Origin of the sequence: Streptomyces sp. NPDC001292 (assembly GCF_042896465.1) — a bacterium.
Classification (GTDB): Bacteria; Actinomycetota; Actinomycetes; order Streptomycetales; family Streptomycetaceae; genus Streptomyces.
This window is the reverse complement of sequence record NZ_JBIAXG010000013.1, coordinates 32,833-50,513: the sequence shown is the minus strand read 5'-3', so window position 1 is coordinate 50,513 and position 17,681 is coordinate 32,833. Positions and strand designations below refer to the sequence as shown.

At 73.2% G+C, this 17,681-nt stretch carries 11 protein-coding genes and 2 pseudogenes; 7 read left to right on the top strand and 6 right to left on the bottom strand.

Features of this window, described 5'->3' with window-relative positions:
* Position 1: 1 nt before the first annotated feature.
* Positions 2-748 carry a sirohydrochlorin chelatase gene (locus tag ACFY4A_RS16315; protein WP_390830094.1) on the top strand — a complete coding sequence of 249 codons (747 nt, stop codon included), beginning with the start codon at positions 2-4 and terminating at the stop codon, positions 746-748.
* Between the two features lie 225 nt (positions 749-973).
* Here ACFY4A_RS16315 and ACFY4A_RS16310 read toward each other — a convergent pair whose 3' ends face one another.
* Both ACFY4A_RS16310 and ACFY4A_RS16305 read right to left on the bottom strand, forming a co-directional pair.
* Positions 974-1,591 carry a DsbA family protein gene (locus ACFY4A_RS16310; RefSeq protein WP_390830093.1) on the bottom strand — a complete coding sequence of 206 codons (618 nt, stop codon included), beginning with the start codon at positions 1,589-1,591 and terminating at the stop codon, positions 974-976.
* 191 nt (positions 1,592-1,782) lie between these two features.
* A pseudogene (locus tag ACFY4A_RS16305) lies at positions 1,783-2,217 on the bottom strand (ketopantoate reductase C-terminal domain-containing protein); the annotation flags it as partial.
* Between the two features lie 218 nt (positions 2,218-2,435).
* Here ACFY4A_RS16305 and ACFY4A_RS16300 point away from each other — a divergent pair.
* Positions 2,436-3,263: an aldo/keto reductase gene (locus ACFY4A_RS16300; RefSeq protein ID WP_390830194.1), complete on the top strand. Its 828-nt coding sequence runs from the start codon at positions 2,436-2,438 to the stop codon at positions 3,261-3,263.
* Positions 3,264-3,308: 45 nt separating this feature from the next.
* On the opposite strand, the gene ACFY4A_RS16295 is transcribed toward ACFY4A_RS16300, so the two are convergent.
* Entirely contained in the window at positions 3,309-3,857 is a 549-nt protein-coding gene (locus tag ACFY4A_RS16295; protein WP_390830092.1) for a DUF1697 domain-containing protein, read from the bottom strand.
* Between the two features lie 406 nt (positions 3,858-4,263).
* Between ACFY4A_RS16295 and ACFY4A_RS16290 the strand changes: the two genes are divergently transcribed.
* Positions 4,264-6,507 carry an MMPL family transporter gene (locus ACFY4A_RS16290; protein WP_390830091.1) on the top strand — a complete coding sequence of 748 codons (2,244 nt, stop codon included), beginning with the start codon at positions 4,264-4,266 and terminating at the stop codon, positions 6,505-6,507.
* A 21-nt stretch (positions 6,508-6,528) separates the two neighbouring features.
* Here ACFY4A_RS16290 and mgt read toward each other — a convergent pair.
* Positions 6,529-7,768 (bottom strand): annotated as a pseudogene (gene mgt / locus ACFY4A_RS16285) (macrolide-inactivating glycosyltransferase).
* Positions 7,769-7,910: 142 nt separating this feature from the next.
* Between mgt and ACFY4A_RS16280 the strand changes: the two are divergent.
* Entirely contained in the window at positions 7,911-8,774 is an 864-nt protein-coding gene (locus ACFY4A_RS16280; RefSeq protein ID WP_390830090.1) for a phosphotransferase enzyme family protein, read from the top strand.
* Between the two features lie 193 nt (positions 8,775-8,967).
* On the opposite strand, the gene ACFY4A_RS16275 is transcribed toward ACFY4A_RS16280, so the two are convergent.
* A complete protein-coding gene (locus ACFY4A_RS16275) occupies positions 8,968-9,690 on the bottom strand; it encodes a 3'-5' exonuclease (RefSeq protein WP_390830089.1) in 723 nt (240 codons plus the stop codon).
* Positions 9,691-9,799: 109 nt separating this feature from the next.
* Positions 9,800-11,038, bottom strand: coding sequence for an SAV2148 family HEPN domain-containing protein (locus ACFY4A_RS16270; protein WP_390830088.1), 1,239 nt, complete (start codon positions 11,036-11,038; stop codon positions 9,800-9,802).
* Positions 11,039-11,490: 452 nt separating this feature from the next.
* Here ACFY4A_RS16270 and glgX point away from each other — a divergent pair, with 452 nt between their 5' ends.
* From glgX to ACFY4A_RS16255, 3 genes are all read left to right on the top strand, one after another.
* Complete coding sequence (glgX, locus tag ACFY4A_RS16265) at positions 11,491-13,608, top strand: glycogen debranching protein GlgX (RefSeq protein ID WP_390830087.1); 2,118 nt, start codon at positions 11,491-11,493, stop codon at positions 13,606-13,608.
* 124 nt (positions 13,609-13,732) lie between these two features.
* Positions 13,733-16,087: a malto-oligosyltrehalose synthase gene (treY, locus tag ACFY4A_RS16260; RefSeq protein WP_390830086.1), complete on the top strand. Its 2,355-nt coding sequence runs from the start codon at positions 13,733-13,735 to the stop codon at positions 16,085-16,087.
* Between the two features lie 57 nt (positions 16,088-16,144).
* Positions 16,145-17,395: a M14 family zinc carboxypeptidase gene (locus ACFY4A_RS16255; RefSeq protein ID WP_390830085.1), complete on the top strand. Its 1,251-nt coding sequence runs from the start codon at positions 16,145-16,147 to the stop codon at positions 17,393-17,395.
* The last annotated feature ends 286 nt before the right edge of the window (positions 17,396-17,681 follow it).

The following is a 17,681-nucleotide window of genomic DNA, read 5'->3' as shown; positions in this document are numbered from 1 at the left end:
CATGATCCACCAGCCGGTTCTCCTCGTCGTCGCCCACGGCAGCCGCGATCCGCGCCATGCCGCGACCGTGCACGCCCTGGTCCGCCGGGTCCGGGCGCTGCGCCCCGGGCTGCGGGTGGAGACCGGCTTCCTCGACTTCAACGTGCCGTCCGTGCCGGGCGTGCTGGAGTCCCTGGCCGCCGACGGAGTGCGGGACGTCGTGGCGCTGCCGCTGCTGCTGACCCGCGCCTTCCACGCCAAGGCGGACATCCCCTCGGTGCTGCGCCTGGCGCCGTCGCGGCTGCGGATCCGGCAGGCGGAGGTCCTCGGCCCCTCACCACTGCTGACGGACGCCCTGGAACGCCGTCTGTACGAGGCGGGACTTGACCCCGCCGACAAGTCCTCGACCGGGGTCGTGCTGGCCGCGGCGGGGTCCTCCGACCCGGAGGCGATCGCAGTGATCGCAGAAATCGCGCGGGAGTGGCGGCACACCGGCTGGTGCGCCGTGCGGCCTGCGTTCGCCTCCGCGTTGCCGCCGCGCACCGAGGACGCGGTGCGGGAACTGCGGGAACTGGGCTGCGCCAAGGTCGCGGTCGCACCGTACGTGCTGGCACCGGGTTTCCTGCCGGACCGCATCACACGGGGCGCGGCCGAGGCCGGGGCCGACGTGCTGGCCGGGGTGCTCGGCCCGGCACCGGAGGTGGCCCGGGTCCTGCTGGAGCGCTACGACGCCGCCCGGCTGCCGCTGTCCGCGGCCCTGGGGGCCTGACGGGCGGGCGCGGGCCGCGGCCCGGCACTCCCCCGTGGTGCCGGTCCGCGGACGGTCCGATCACCGCCCGCCGTTGATCGGTTGGCGGTGGCGCGGTTCAGCTCAGCGTGCGGCCGTGCGCAACTGTCACTGCCGTGAGGCGGGCGGGCCCCCGAATGTGGATCATCCGGCTCATGCCGTACGTCGAGGGACGCGCGGCCTGGGTACGGTCCGGTCGGTCGGGGCTCAGTCGAAACGGAGTGATCCGGTGCGGGTCCGCTTGAGTTCGAAGAAGTCCGGCCGGGTCGCCAGGACCCGGAAGGCGTCGAACAGCTCGGCCGCCTCGGCCCCGCGCGGGACGGCCCGCAGCACCGGCCCGAACCACACCGTTCCGTCGACGTGGATGGTGGGCGTACCCACATACGCACCCGTGTCCGCTTCGGCGCCGGCCTCGTGACTGCGCCGTACCGCCTCGTCGTACGAGGGATCGTGCGCGGCCGCCGCGAGGTCCTGGTCGAGTCCGAGCTCGGCCAGGGACCCGGCGACCACCGCGTCGAAGTCCTCCACCCCGCGTTCGTGGATGCGGACGCCGAACGCGGTGTACAGGTCCCGCAGCACCTTCTCGCCGTGCCGCTCGGCGGCGGCCACCGCGACGCGCACCGGGCCGATCGACTTGTCGACCAGTTCCCGGTACCAGTCGGGCAGTTCGTTGCCGGTGTTGTGCAGGTACAGGCTCATGACGTGGAACCCGAGGTCGAGCGGACGCTCGCGTTCCACCTCCAGCAGCCAGCGGGAGGTGATCCAGGCGAAGGGGCAGGCGGGGTCGAAGAAGAAGTCGACGCGGGTCGGCGAGTCATGGGTCATGCCGTCGACGCTAGCGGCCGATTGGCACAGGACCGCGGTCCAATCAGGAGGTCTTTTCCTGGGCCACCTGGGCCACCTGGGCCACCTGGGCCGCTTGAGCCGCTAGCCCTTCTTGAGCCTTTGGCCACTTTGGCCGCCTCGGCCGCCTGCGCCGCCTGCGCCGCCTGCGCCGCCTGCGCCACTTTAGCCACTTAGGCCACTGGGCCACCTGCCACCTGCCACCTGCCACCTGCCACCTGCCACCTGGCACCTGGCACCTGATCGACCGATGCCACCGCGTCCGCCGGCCGCACCAGTTCCGACACCGGCAGCGAGCCGGCCGTCCGGCGCTCTCGCGCGAAGGTGTCGGCCAGGTGCTGGAGCAGTTCGTTCAGTGGTGCCGGTACGCCGTGCAGCCGGCCCAGGAGCACGATCTCCCCGTTGCGGTGGTCGGCCTCGATGGAGCCGGTGCCGCGGGCAAGGGACTGCCAGGAGAAGCCGCCGCCGCGCGGGGCGCCGGGCAGCGGCACCAGGTTGATCTTGTCGCCGCGGGCCTCCTTCTGCTCCTCGGCGCCCGCCCAGGGGATGCCGGCGGCGGAGAGCACCGCCTCGCCCTCGGCGCGCACCCTGGCGTACGGCGCCCGCGCCGCCATCGCCCTCCGGCACCGTCAGCCGCAGCCCGTCCTCCCGCAGCTCCGCGAGGTGCGCTCCGCGCGCGACCAGCACGACCTCGCGCCCGCTCTGCGCCAGCCGCCCCCGATGGCACCGCCGACCGTCCCTGCCCCGATGATGTAACGCGGGACGAGCCTCCCGCAGCGATGCTTACGCTCCACCGGACGATCGAGGAGACCGTGTGACCCCGGAGATGTTCACGCTCGGCGGCGACCTGCCCGTACGGCGCCTCGGCTACGGCACCGCGCAGCTCACCGGCCCCGGCTACTGGGGTCCGCGCGGCGACGCCCGGGACGCGGTGGCCGTGCTGCGGCGGGCGGTCGAGCGCGGGGTGACCCTGATCGACACAGCGGACAACTACGGGCCGTCCCTCGCCGAGGAACTGGTGGCCGAGGCCCTGCACCCTTACCCCGAGGACCTGGTGATCGCCACCAAGGGCGGGGTGCTCCGCACCAGCGACAGCGCCTGGCACATCGACGGGCGGCCGGAAGCGCTGCGGGCGATGTGCGAGGCGAGCCTGCGCCGGCTGCGGCTGGAGAGGATCGACCTGTACCAGCTGCACCGGCTCGACCCCGCCGTGCCGATGGCCGAACAGCTCGGCGTGCTCGACGAGTTGCGGAAGGAGGGCAAGATCCGCCACATCGGCCTGGACACCGTCTCCGCCGAACAGCTCGCCGCGGCACTGGAGTTGACTTCCATCGCCTCCGTCCAGAACCGCTACAACCTCCTCGACCGCGCGTCCGAGCGGCTGCTGGAGCTGTGCGAGGAGCGCGGGATCGCGTTCCTGCCGTGGTTCCCGCTGGGCAACGGCGCGTTGACCGGGCATCCGGAGTGCGCCCGGATCGCCGCCGCCCACCGCGCCACACCGGGGCAGGTGGCCCTGGCGTGGCTGCTGCACCGCTCCCCCGTCCTCTGCCCGACGCCGGGCACGGGCACGCTCGCCCACCTGGAGGAGAACCTGGACGCGGCCGGTGTGTCCCTCCCCGCCGCCGAGCTGTCCCGGCTGGCCGCTCTCTGGTGAGAGCGGCCGCCCGGGTCGCGGTCCCCCGGGTCGCGTCCGCCCGGGTCAGGCGTCCGGGGCCGTCAGCTCGACGAGTTTGAGCACCGTGTTCCAGTTCCGGCTGGTGGCGATCAGGTCCTTGTTCAGCCGCTTTCTGGACAGGTGCTCGGCGAGCTTGGAGCGGCCGAGCCCGTCCGGCGTGTACAAGTACAGGGCCCGGTCGCCGAGGCGGAACTCCTCGGGCAGGTAGGCGTCCCGGTCGATCTCCGCGTAGCGCTCCACTGCGACGGGGACGGAGAAGTAGGTCACGTGCAGCTGCCGGCCCTCCAGCTCGGCGGCCGGGAACGGGCAGGCCTCGGCGACCGCCCGCAGATAGGCGTGGTCGCGCACGATCACGTCCACCGGGAAGCCGAACCGTTTCTCCAGCGCCGCCGTGAACTCCGCGGCCAGCGACTCCTCGTCGCCGTGACCGGCGGCGAACACCGCCTGGCCGCTCTGCAGATGCGTGCGCACACGGGTGTGGCCGAGCTCCGCCACCAGGGTGCGCAGCTCGGCCATCGGGACCTTCTTGCCGCCAACATTGATTCCGCGCAGCAGCGCGGCGTACGTCGTCATCCGCTCACGATAGAGCGGCCGTCGTGCCCCGTGGGGGCGGGCACGACGGCCGCCGGCCGTGGGTGGGGTCGGACGAAACAATGGCGGATCGCTGCGTGCGGATCAACCGCTGCACGCAGCTGTGACTTGTTCAACAAGGCTTCGTCATCACAAAGCCGACCCCTTCCGGCGGACCGGACACCCTGATCCGCGCCCCCGAGAAGCCCGGATAGGTGTAAGGGGTCGGCGTACTCCCCGGTGCGGAGGAAACGGGGTCCGGCAGGAGGAGCCCCGGCGGGGGCACTTCACCGGTCAGCACGACGAGACGGGCAGCACCCCGCCCCTACCTTCGATGCGGAAGGCGACGGCAGGGGGCCGTCGCCGCGCACGAGGTCCGCAGGGCCTTTCAAGGAGGGGCAAGCCCGTCATGGTGAACGGAGAGACACGGGTGCGGGGCCTCGCCGCGCGGGCCGGCGGCTGGAGTGCCCGGCATCGATGGGCTGCCGTCGGTGTCTGGGTGCTGTTCGTCGTCCTGGCGCTGGGGCTCGGTTCGGCGGCCGGCCGGCTGGACGTCAAGGAGAGCGACCAGCTCAAGGGCGAGACACACAGCGCGGCGAAGATCATCGAGGACGCGGGGATCAAGGAACCGGCGAGCGAGACCGTCCTGATCCAGGCGAAGGACGGCTCCGGCAAGGCCACGGACGCCGGCTTCCGGGCGGCCGTCGGCGACGTCATCACGGCCGTCGAGGGGACCGGCCTGGTCACGGACGTGACCTCGCCGTACGACACGAAGACCATCTCCGGGGACGGGCGCAGCGCGCTGGTGCAGTTCTCGCTGCGCGGGGAGGCGGACACCGCGGGCGAGCGGGTGGAGCCCGTGCTGAAAGCCGTGGCCGACGTGCAGAAGGACCACTCCTCGCTGCGGATCGAGGAGATCGGCGGCGCCAGCATGCAGAAGCAGTACTCCGACGCCTTCGGGGACGACTTCCAGCAGGCCGAGTTCTCCGCCGTGCCGGTGGCCCTCGGCATTCTGCTGATCGCCTTCGGCGCGCTGGTGGCCGCGCTGCTGCCGGTGGCGCTGGCGATCACCGCGATCATGGCGACGATGGGCCTGATGGGCATCGTCAGCCACCTGCAGCCGATGAGCGACACCGCCAACTCCGTGATGCTGCTGGTCGGCATGGCGGTCGGCGTCGACTACTGCCTGTTCTACCTGCGCCGCGAGCGTGAGGAGCGGGCGGCCGGGCGGGACGCGGGGACCGCGCTGCGCATCGCCGCCGCGACCAGCGGGCGCGCGATCATCGTCTCCGGCGTCACGGTGTGCGTGGCGATGGCGGGCATGCTGTTCACCGGGGTCGCCGAGTTCGAGGCGATGGGCCTGGCCTCGCTGATGGTGGTGGCCGTCGCCATGGTGGGCTCCGTGACCGTGCTGCCGGCGCTGCTGTCGCTGCTGGGCGATCGGGTAGAGAAGGGCCGCGTCCCGTTCCTGCGGCGGAGCCGCCGCGGCAACGGGGAGAGCAGGTTCTGGACGGCCGTGCTGCGGCGTGTGCTGGCCCGGCCCGTGGTGTCGGCCGTGGTGGCCGTGGGCGCGCTGCTCGCCGTCGCGGCCCCGGCACTGGGCATGAAGACCTCACAGCTCACGCTGGACCAGGAGTTCGGCGACTCGCTGCCCATCGTGCAGACGTACAAGCGGCTCAACGAGGCCTTCCCCGGGGGTTCCCAACCGGCCCAGGTGGTCGTGAGGGCCGGCGACATCAACGCCCCGGACGTGCGGCAGGCGCTGGCCGCGTTCAAGGAGCGGGCCATCGCCTCGGGCGCCTCGCGCGGCCCGGTCGACATCCGGCTGCACGAGGACCGGAACGTCGCCCTCGTCTCCGTCCCGCTGGTCGGCGGCTCTGACCTCGACAAGGCCGGCAAGAGCCTGGAGAAGCTGCGCGACGAGGTGCGGCCCGCCACGCTGGGCAAGGTCGACGGCCTCCAGGCGCCGATCACCGGCCAGGTCGCCGGCTCGCACGACTTCAACGCCCAACTCGTCGGCTCCGTCGTGCCCGTCTTCGTCTTCGTCGTGGTCTTCGCCTTCCTGCTGATGCTGCTGTCGTTCCGCTCGCTGACCGTCGCGCTCACCTCGATCGTGCTGAACCTGCTGTCCGTGGGCGCCGCCTACGGCATCCTCGTCGCGGTCTTCCAGCACGGCTGGGGCGCGTCCCTGGTGGGAGCCCACGGCGTCGGCGCGATCGTCACCTGGCTGCCGCTGTTCCTGTTCGTGATCCTGTTCGGCCTGTCGATGGACTACCACGTCTTCGTGGTCTCCCGGATCCGCGAGGCGCGGCTGCGCGGCCGCGGCACGAAGGACGCCGTCCAGCACGGCGTGGTCACCACGGCGGGGGTCGTCACCAGCGCCGCGGTCATCATGGTCGCCGTGTTCGCGATCTTCGGGACGCTGTCCATGCAGTCGATGAAGCAGATGGGCGTGGGCCTGGCGGCCGCGGTGCTCATCGACGCCACGGTCATCCGCGGTGTGCTGCTGCCCTCGGTGATGTCCCTGCTGGGCGAACGCAACTGGTACCTGCCCAAGTGGCTGCACCGCCTGCCGGACCTCACCCACGACGAGACCCCGGAGGCGGTGGCGGCCCCGCCCGCTGCGAGCAAGGGCCAGCCACTGGGGGTGTGAGCCCTCAGCGAGCAGCGCTTCTCACCTTCGCCCGGCGGGCAGTTCGGCCTCGATGAGGTCGGCCGCCCGCCGGGTGCCGCCTTCCTGGGCCATGGCGGCCTGGACGTCCTTCAGGCGCCGGGCGACCTCGGGGTCGTCGACGAGGGCGAGGGCGGTGGCACGCAGGGTCTCGGCGGTCGCCTCCTCCGTGGGGAGGCGGCGGGCCACGCCGAGGCCCTGGAGCATGTCCGCGTTGCCGAACTGGTCGACGGCCTGCGGTACGGCGATCATCGGCGTCCCGGTGGCCAGGCCCTCCTGGCTGCCCCCGGCCCCGGCGTGCGTGACGAACAGGTCGGCCTTGCGCAGGATCGCCAACTGCGGCACCCAGGAGCGTACTTCGACGTTCGCGGGGACGTCACCGAGTTCGTCCGGGCGCACGTGCTTGCCGACCTGGAGCACCGTGTGCCAGCCCGGCAGTTCACCGAAGGCCTTGACGCACTGCCGGTAGAAGGCGGGCTGTTTGGTGAAGGAGGAGCCGAGCGAGACGAGCACCACCTTCTCGGCCCCGGCAGGCCGCTCCCAGTCGCCCTGCGCCGAGCGGTCGCCCTGGCAGGCGCCGACGAAGCTGTAGACCCTCTCGTCGACCCGGTCGGCGTGCGGTTGCAGCGCGCGGGGGATCAGGACGATCGAGCGGTCGGGGCGGCCGGCGAACGGGTCCGGGTGCAGGGTGATCCCGTTCTCCGCGAGCCATGCCTCGAACCGGGCGTAGTAGGCCCGGCCCCGCTCCGTCTTCCGGGGCTCGGCCCACATCGGTTCGGCGACCTCCTCCTCGTAGCCCTCCCAGGCCACGAGGTTCGGTGAGAGGGAGATCGCCGGCACGCCCCAGCGGTGGCCGAGGACGCGGGCCGGGTAGGAGGCGATGTCGTGCAGGACGAGGTCCGGCTCGTCGTCCCGGTAGGCCTCGATCAGCTGCGGCAGGGCCTGGATCGCGTCGTTCAGGAACGGCTCGACGTTGTCGAGCAGCGTGGCTCCCCAGGCGGAAGGGTCGTCGTCGGGCGAGGGCAGTGTGGAGTGCCAGGGCCTCACCTCCGCGCCGGTCTCGGCGATCTTGTCCGCGAACACGGGCGGGATGGCGTACGTCACCCGGTGTCCGCGTGCGACGAGCTCCCGGATCACCTCGAGGCTGGGGTTCACGTGTCCGTGGGCGGCGATGGAGAACATGGCGATGTGGGCGCGAGTGGGCATGCCCCGGACCCTAGGCGAGACGATACGTCTCGTGCAACGCGGTTTCGGTGCCGACGGACGGATCACCTCGGCCGGACACCGGACACCAGCCCCGACCTGTGCGGATGCGACACTGACCCGGCGAAAGGGCGGGGCTTCGGCGCGGTTGCCGGGCCCGGACAAGGACACGGAGGCGGACGATGGACGAGGCGCGGGCTCGGGAGGTACTGGACGGGACGGGGGTGCTGTCCGGTCCGGCGCGCGACGCGCGGCTGCTCGCCCTGGGCGAGAACGCGGTGTTCACCGCCGGGGACCTCGTCGTCAAGGTGGGCCGGGACGCGGAGCTGTGGGACCGGGCGCGGCGCGAGCTGCGGATCGCGCTGTGGCTGGCCGAGGCCGGTGTCCCCGCGGTGCGGGCCGCCGCCGCGGAGGCGATCCTCGTCGAGGGGCATCCGGTGACCGTGTGGCACCGGATGCCCGATCCGGTGCGGCCCGCCGAGCCGGCCGACCTGGCCGAACTGCTGCGCCTGGTCCACGTCCTGCCCGCCCCCGGCTTCGAGCTGCCGCCCCGCGAGCTGCTCGGCGGCGTGGAACGCTGGCTGCGTCTCGCGGGCGACACGATCGACCCGGCCGACGCGGCATACCTGCGGGAGCGCCGCGACGGCTTCGCGGCGGCCGCCGCCGCGCTCACCCCGCAGCTGCCGCCGGGCCCGATCCACGGCGACGCGCTGCCGCGCAATGTGCACGTCGGCCCGGACGGGCCGGTCCTGGTCGACCTGGAGACCTTCTCCTTCGACCTGCGCGAGCACGACCTGGTGGTCTTGGCCCTGTCCCGGGACCGCTACGGCCTGCCCGCCGAGGCGTACGACTCCTTCACCAGGACGTACGGCTGGGACGTACGGGAGTGGGAGGGCTGCCCGGTGCTGCGCGGCGCCCGCGAGACGGCAAGCTGCGCCTGGGTCGCCCAGCACGCCTCCAGCAACCCCAGGGCGCTGGCCGAGTTCGAGCGCCGGGTGGCGTCCCTGCGGGACGGGGACACCACCGTGCGCTGGTATCCGTTCTGACCCTTCCGTTCCGGCGCTTCCCGCTCCGGCCGTTCCCGGCCCGGGACCGGTCGCCGAAGCGGCAGCAACCGCCGACACGGGACGAGCGGGAGCCGGTCCGAGGGCACGGCGAGCGGGAGCCGGTCCGAGGGTACGACGAGCGTGACCGGACCGGCGAGCCGGCCGCCCGGACCGCGTGCCCGGTGCCCGGGGCTCAGACCGTCTCGCCCGCCGGCTGCCGCAGCGGCCACGCGCCGTCGACCACCGCGTCCGGGTCGCCCTTGCGGCGCAGGAAGTCCTGGAAGTCCGCCGCCCAGGCCGCGTGCCACTCGATCTGGCGGCGGTGCAGCTCCGCCGGGCCGAGGGCCGCGACCTTGGAGTGGCGGCCGGCTATCGCGGTGGCCAGCCGGGCGGCCGCGAGGGCGTCGGCCGAGGCGTCGTGGGCGGCGTCCAGGACGACGCCGTACTCCGCGCAGACCGCCTCCAGGGTGCGCTTGCCCCGACGGTAACGGTCGGCCCAGCGGTCGATGGTGTACGGGTCGACGACCGGGCCCGGCTCCGCTCCGCCCAGGCGGTCGCTCAGGGCCGGCAGTCCGTACCGGTGCAGTTCGGCGGAGAGCAGGGTCAGGTCGAAGGCCGCGTTGTACGCCACGACCGGCACGCCCGTCTTCCAGTAGCCGGTCAGGACGTCCGCGATGGCGTCCGCGACCCGGTCGGCCGGTTCGCCCTCGGCGGCCGCGCGTTCGTTGCTGATCCCGTGCACTGCCACCGCGTCGGCCGGGATCTCCACGCCGGGGTCCGCCAGCCACTCCCGGCGTCCTCCCGGCTCCCCTCCCCTGACCTCGATCACGGCGCCGGTGACGATGCGCGCCTCGCGCGGATCCGTCCCGGTCGTCTCCAGGTCGAAGCCGATCAGCAGCTCCCGGTGCCAGCCCATGGCGGCCCCCCTTCTCCGTGGTGCTTTCCCCCAGTGGCCTCCACGATCGCACGCGCCACTGACAATCCGAGGACCACGTTCCGCTTTTGGCCCGGGGACTGAGGGCGTTTCAGGACACCGGTCGCGAATCCGCCCACATCATCTCGAACTCCTCGCGATAGGCGGAGAAGAGCCCACCTTCGTCGATCTCGCCGGGTTTGACCACCTTGTTCCCGTTCCGCAGGACGAAGACGGGGGCCTCCATGCCCCGGCTGCGCCGCAGATGGGACTGCACGACCGCGATGCCGTCCGAGCCGTCGCCGTCGACCAGGTAGGCAGTGACACGAGGGGTCTCGTCGTAGACCTGGATCTCGAAGGCGCCCGGGTCGCGCAGCCGGCCGCGCACCCGGCGCATGTGCAGGATGCCCATCTCCACCGAGCGGCTCAACTCTCCCCGCTTGAGCCCCAGTTCACGCTCGCGCCGCTTCACCGCGCTGGAGGCCGGGTTCAGGAACAGCAGCCGCACCCGGCAGCCGGACTCGGCGAGCCGCACCAGGCGGCGGCCGGAGAAGTTCTGCACGAGCAGGTTCAGGCCGATGCCGATGGCGTCCAGACGGCGGGCGCCGCCGAAGATGTCCTCGGCCGGGAACTGGCGCAGCAGCCGCACCCGGTCGGGGTGCACCGCGACCACGTCCGCGTACCGGTCGCCGACCAGGTCCTCGACCGCGTCGACCGGCAGCCGCCGGGCGGAGGGCACGTCGCCACCGGTGCCGAGGATGTCGAGCAGCCGCGCGGAGGCCCGCTCGGCCTGGCTCAGCACCGCCTCGGAAAGGGCCCGGTTGCGCGAGACGACGTTGCGGGCCACCTCCAGCTCGTCCAGGGCGAGTTCGACGTCCCGGCGCTCGTCTATGTACGGCGCGAAGCACGGCCAGTGCTGCACCACCAGCTCGCGCAACTGCGGCAGGGTGAGGAAGCTGATCACGTTGTCGTCGGCCGGGTCGAGCAAGTAGCCCTTTCGGCGGCTGACTTCGCGTACCGCGACGGCCCGCTGCACCCACTCCTGGCCGGCCGGCCCGGCGGCGGCCACCACCCAGTCGTCGCCGTGGACGGGCTCGTAGACGGGGCGCAGCACGGCGGCCACGACGGCGCGCAGCCGCTGTTCGACGAGGTTCAGCCAGATGTAGGCGCGGCCGGCCCGCTGGGCGCGCGTGCGCACCTCGCGCCAGGCGCCGGCGTCCCAGTCCAGCTCCGGCCCGATGGCACCGGCGTCCATCGGCCGGGCCAGGGACACCGCGCCGGACGGGACGTCTGCGGAGTTCCCCTCGTGACCCTCGTCACCAGGGGGCAGCTCCAGGCCTCCCGAGCCCACCCGTGCACCGCCTTCCGCTCCCCCGGGCACTCCCCGTCCCAACGATCAAGGAAGGGTACTCCGGGAGCGGCGCGCGACGCAGCCGGATGCACAGCTCCTTTCTCAACTTCCGCACGCCACTTGCCCGTTCCGGCGGGCCGGGGCCGGCCGAGTGAGCTGATTCATAGCCGGTGACCGGCACCGGCCGCCGTCCGGGTCCCGGGCGCCGCCGTGGAACCCCGTGTCCGCCACCCCACCGGGTGAGTGCCGGCCCCGCCCGTTGACGTGCGGGCACACCCGGCCCCATGGCCCAATCGACTCACCCGCACACCTGGGTCCTCCTCGTCACGCAGGCACCGTTGACCCCACCGGTTCGGCACACGGACGTGTGTCATAGGTGCTTCCCCGACTTTCGTGGAGACTCGGAGCCAAGGCGCCACCCGCGGCGCCGCGCACCTGAAAGAGTCTTGTCCATGCAGGTCTGGCCTGGAGAGGCGTACCCACTCGGCGCCACGTACGACGGCGCCGGCACCAACTTCGCGGTCTTCACGGAGGCCGCGGACCGAGTAGAGCTGTGTCTGCTGCACGACGACGGCTCGGAGACGGCGGTGGAACTGCGGGAGAGCGACGCGTTCGTCCGGCACGCGTACGTGCCCGGCGTCATGCCGGGACAGCGGTACGGGTTCCGGGTGCACGGCCCGTACGTCCCGGAGCGCGGACTGCTCTGCAACTCGGCGAAGCTGCTGCTCGACCCGTACGCGCGTGCGATCAGCGGCTCGATCCGGTGGAGGGAGGAGGTCTACGGCTACCACTTCGACGACCCCGGCCGGCGCAACGACCTGGACTCGGCGCCGCACACCATGACGTCCGTCGTGGTCAACCCGTACTTCGACTGGGGCGACGACCGGCTGCCGCGCCGCGGCTACCACGAGACGGTGATCTACGAGGCCCATGTCAAGGGCCTCACCATGCGGCACCCGGGGCTGCCCGAGGAGTTGCGCGGCACCTACGCGGGGCTCGCCCACCCGGCGGTCATCGACCATCTGACCGAACTCGGCGTCACCGCACTGGAACTGATGCCCGTGCACCAGTTCGTGAACGATCACCGCCTGGTCGATCTGGGCCTCAACAACTACTGGGGCTACAACACGATCGGCTTCTTCGCCCCGCACAACGCATATGCCTCCTGGGGCGACCGCGGCCAGCAGGTCCTGGAGTTCAAGTCGGCGGTCCGGGCGCTGCACGAGGCCGGGATCGAGGTCATCCTCGACGTGGTCTACAACCACACCGCCGAGGGCAACCACCTGGGTCCCACGCTGTCCTTCAAGGGCATCGACAACCCGCGCTACTACCGGCTCACCGACGACCCGCGCTACTACATGGACACCACGGGCACCGGGAACTCCCTGCTCATGCGGTCGCCGCACGTGCTCCAGCTGATCATGGACTCGCTGCGCTACTGGGTCACCGAGATGCACGTCGACGGCTTCCGCTTCGACCTGGCGGCGACCCTGGCGCGGCAGTTCCACGAGGTGGACCGGCTGTCGTCGTTCTTCGACCTGGTGCAGCAGGACCCGGTGGTCTCCCAGGTGAAGCTGATCGCCGAGCCCTGGGACGTCGGCGAGGGCGGCTACCAGGTGGGGAACTTCCCGCCGCTGTGGACCGAGTGGAACGGCAAGTACCGCGACACCGTGCGGGACCTGTGGCGCGGCGAACCGCGGGCGCTCGCCGAGTTCGCCTCCCGGCTGACCGGCTCCTCCGACCTCTACCAGGACGACGGCCGCCGCCCGCTGGCCTCGATCAACTTCGTCACCTGCCACGACGGCTTCACCCTGCGCGACCTGGTGTCGTACAACGACAAACACAACGAGGCCAACGGAGAGGACAACCGGGACGGCGAGAGCCACAACCGGTCCTGGAACTGCGGCACTGAGGGTGCGAGCGACGACCCCGATGTGCTCGAGCTGCGGGCGCGGCAGATGCGGAACTTCGTCGCGACGCTGATGCTGTCCCAGGGCGTGCCCATGATCAGCCACGGTGACGAGTTCGCGCGCACCCAGCGGGGCAACAACAACGCCTACTGCCAGGACAACGAGCTGTCCTGGGTGCGCTGGCCGGAGCCCGGCGAGCACGACGGCGAGCTGCTGGAGTTCGTCCGGGCGATGGCGGGGCTGCGCAGGGACCACCCGGTCTTCCGGCGGCGCCGCTTCTTCCACGGACGGCCTGTGGAAGGCACGCACGACGATCTGTCCGACATCGCCTGGTTCACCCCCGAGGGCCGGGAGATGACCCAGCAGGACTGGGACTCGGCGCGGGCCTCCGCGCTGACCGTGTTCCTCAACGGCAACGCGATCTCGGAGCCCGGCACGCGCGGGGAGCGGATCACCGACGACTCCTTCCTGCTGATGTTCAACGCCGCGCCGAAGCCGCTCGACTTCGCCGTGCCGATCGATCACGGACGCCAGTGGCAGGTGGTGGTGGACACCGCCCGCACGGACCCGGTCCCGCCGGGCACCGGCCCCAAGGTGCGGGCCGGGGAACGGATCACCCTGAGGGACCGCAGCCTGACCGTGCTGCGGCGGCCGGCGTAGCGCTCAGCCACCCGGGCGAGGACGGGCGCCCACCCGGGCGAGGACGGGCACCCGCCCGGGTGGGGCCCCGGGCACATGGCGGCCGGGTGACACCAAAGGCGGCCGGGCGGGTACGTAGCTCTCCATGACGTCCGAGACATCCGAGCGCCGCGAACCCGTCGTGCCCACGGCCACCTACCGGCTCCAGCTCCAGCCCGAGTTCCCGTTCGCGGCCGCGGCGCGGGCCGTGCCGTACCTGGCCTCGCTCGGCGTCTCGCACCTGCACCTGTCGCCCGTCCTCCAGGCCGTGCCGGGCTCCGCGCACGGCTACGACGTCGTGGACCCCACGCGGGTGCGCGACGAGCTCGGCGGCGAGGAGGGCCTGCGGGCGCTGGCGCGCACCGCGCGGGAGCACGGGCTGGGCCTGGTCGTGGACATCGTGCCGAACCACATGGCCATGGCCCCGCGGTACAACCACGCCCTGTGGGAGGTGCTGCGGGAGGGCCCCGACTCGCCGTACGCGCGCTGGTTCGACATCGACTGGGAGGCCGAGGGCGGCAAGGTGCTGCTGCCCGTGCTCGGCCACCCGGTCGGCCGGGAGACCGGCGAGCTGAAGGCGGACGGCGACGTCCTGCGCTACCACGACCACGCCTTCCCACTGCGCGAGGGCACCGGGAGGCTGCCGCTGCCCGAACTGCTGGACGCGCAGTGGTACCGGCCGGTGTGGTGGCGGCTGGCCCGTACGGAGCTGAACTACCGGCGCTTCTTCAGCATCTCGGAGCTGATCGGGGTGCGGGTGGAGGACCCGGAGGTGTTCCGGGCGACCCACGCCAAGATCCTCCAGCTGCTGGAGGAGGGGGTGGTCGACGGGCTGCGCGTCGACCACCCGGACGGGCTCGCCGACCCCGACGCCTACCTCCGGCGGCTGCACGAGGCGACCGGCGGGCGCTGGACGGTCGTCGAGAAGATCCTCTCCGACGGAGAGCACCTGCCGGCCTCCTGGCCGGTCGCGGGCACCACCGGCTACGACGCCCTGCGGCACGTCGACGGCCTGTTCACCGACCCGGCCGGAGCGGGCGAGCTGGTCGACCGGTACCGGCGGTTCGCCGCCCCGCGCGACGACGGCGGCGGGGACTGGGAGGCGACGGTACGGCGGGCGGCGTACACGGTGATCACGCACGAGCTGGCCGCCGAGACGGAGCGGCTGACCCGGGTGGCGAGCCGGCTGTGCGCCACCTCGCCGGACCCGGCGCTGCGCGACCGCGCTCCCTGGGCCCTGCGCACCGCGCTGCGGGAGCTGCTGGTCCGCCTCCGGGTCTACCGGCCCTACGCCTCCGTGGACCCGGCGTCCGTGGTCACCGAGGAGGCCGCCGAGGAGGCCCGGCTCGCCTTCACGGTGCCGGAGGAGGGCGAGGCCGTCGACGTGGTACGCGACCTGGTCGTCGGGCGGGCCGGATCCGGACCCGGCGCCGTGGAGTTCCGCACCCGGTTCGCGCAGGCCGCCTCCGCGCTGCGCGCCAAGTCCGTGGAGGACACCGCCTACTACCGGTACGTGCCGCTGCTGTCGGCCAACGAGGTGGGCGGCGACCCCGGTCACCCGGCGGTGTCCCCGGAGGACTTCCACGCGTACTGTGCCCGGGTGCAGCGCGACTGGCCGGTCACCGGGACCGTGGTCTCCACGCACGACACCAAGCGCAGCGCCGACGTACGGGCGGCGCTGGCCGTGCTCACCGAGTGCCCGCGGGTCTGGGCTGACCTGCTGGACGTGGTGACCGGCGGCGGGGAGGGCGTGCCGGACGCGCAACTGGCGTGGGCGGCCTGGCAGACGGTGTTCGGCCTCGGCCCGGCGGACGGGGAACGGGTGCGGCAGGCCCTGCTGAAGCATGTGCGCGAGGCGGGCCTCCACACCAGCTGGACCGAGCAGGATCCCGCCTACGAGGAGGCGGTGGCGCGTTTCGTCGCCGAGGGGCCGTGCGGGGCGCCGGCCGGGCCGGTGGCGGCCCTGCGCACCGCGCTCGAACCGCACATCCGGGCGAACGTCCTGGGCACGGCCCTGGTGCACCTGACGATGCCGGGCGTGCCCGACGTGTACCAGGGCACGGAGGCCGAGTACCGGGCTCTGGTCGATCCGGACAACCGGCTCCCGGCGCGGTTCCCGCCCGCCGACGCCGGCGACAAGGGCGCGGTGACGGTGGCGGCGCTGCGGCTGCGCGCCCGTCGGCCGGAGGCCTTCGGCCCGGCGGCGATGTACGCCCCACTGCCCGCCGAGGGGCCGGCGGCGGCCCACTGTGCGGCGTTCGAGCGCTCGGGGGAGGTGGTCACGGCCGTGACCCGGCTGTCGCTGCGCCTGGCGGAGGCGGGGGGCTGGCGGGACACCCGGCTGCCCCTGCCGCCGGGCCGGTGGTCCGACACGCTGACCCCCGGGCGGGAGTTCGAGGGGCAGGTGCTCGTGACGGAGCTCTTCGAGCGGCTGCCGGTGGCACTGCTGGAGCGCGCTTGACAGGACCCGGCGTCCGTGGGGTACTGCGGAATGCGAAGCCGGGCGGACAGGTCGGGGGTGAGTCTCCTGCCGGAGCTGCGCTACCCCAGTGTTCCCGAACTGGTCGCCTCCGCCCGGGCGTTGGCCGAGTACCGGCCGGATCGGTGCGTGCTGAGGCAGGTCGGCCACTCGCGCGCGGGAAGACCGCTGCACCTGCTGTCCGTCGGGCAGGCCCGGCGGGCGGTGCTGGTGGTCGCCGGCGCCCACGCCAACGAGCCCACCGGCGGCCCCACCCTCCTCGCCGTCGCGCACCGCGTGCTGCGCGAGGAGCGGTTGCGGGCGGACACCTCCTGGCACTTCCTGCTGTGCGCGGACCCGGACGGGGCGAGTCTGCACGTCACCCCGGCCCCGCGCAGCCTGCTCGACTACCACCTCGGCTTCTTCCGCCCCGCCGGACCCGAGCAGCCGGAGTGGTCGCCCTCCGTGCTGCCGCCCGACCGGCTGCCGCCGGAGACGCGTGCGCTGACCGGGGTCATCGACGAGCTGCGGCCCTACCTCCAGGTGACGCTGCACGGCACCGAACTGGGCGGCAGCTGGGTCCAGTTGACCCGGGACGTGCCCGGGCTCGCCGAACCGTTCGCCAAGTCGGCGGCACGGCTGCACATCCCGGTGGAGACCGGCGCCTCGGACGCGGCGGGCTGGCCGGTCTCCGGGCCCGGGGTGCGGGTGATGCCGGGGCCCGGCACGGGCCCCGCGTATCCGAGCATGCCGGACGACGCCCGGCACAGCACCTGGTACCACCCGCACCGGTACGGCGGCATGACCGCGGTCGTGGAGGTGCCGATGTGGGCGAGCGACCTGGTGGACGACCCCGCGCCGCATCCCGCCCCGGCGGCGGCGATACGGTGCCTGGCGCACCGGCTGCTGCGGGACGCGCGGGAGGTGGAGCTGGTGCTCACCGACGCGCTGCCGCGCCTGCACGGGGCCGACGGGCCGCTGCTGCGGGCGGCGAAGTGGGGGCTGAGCCTGGTGCCGGGACTGGCCGCGGACTGGATGCACACCCCGCCCGCCGACACGACGATGGCGTATGTCGGCAGCGTGGACGCGTTCGGCCGCCGACTGCCGCTGCGGGCCGCGGCGATGCTCCTGCGGACGCTGCGCGAGACCGACGACCGCGCCGCCCCGGGCCTGGAACACCTCGTGAGCGCCTGGAGCGAGGCCTTCGCACACCGCTTCCACGCCCGCTGGGTCCCCCTGGAACACCAGATCGAGCACCAGAGCAGCACGGTGGTGGCCACGGCCCGCCAGGCCCGCACCCTCCCCGCCTGAACGGCGGGCGCGGCCCGCGCGGTGCGATGCCGCCACGCGACGGCCACGCGCGCGTGCCGGACGCACGCCGGGTACCCCAGCCCCGCCGCACGCCGTGTCCCCGCCCGCTGGGCGCTCCGCCGCTCACGGCCAGGACGTCCGCCCGTCCGGACGTTCCGGCCGCCACCGCGGCCGTGTCCCCACCCGCGGGCCCGCAGCCGCCCACGGCGAAGGCATCGGCCCGTCCGCGCGTCCCAGCGGGCACGCCCGCCACCGCGCCTCACGCTCGACAGCGGCCGGCCCCTGT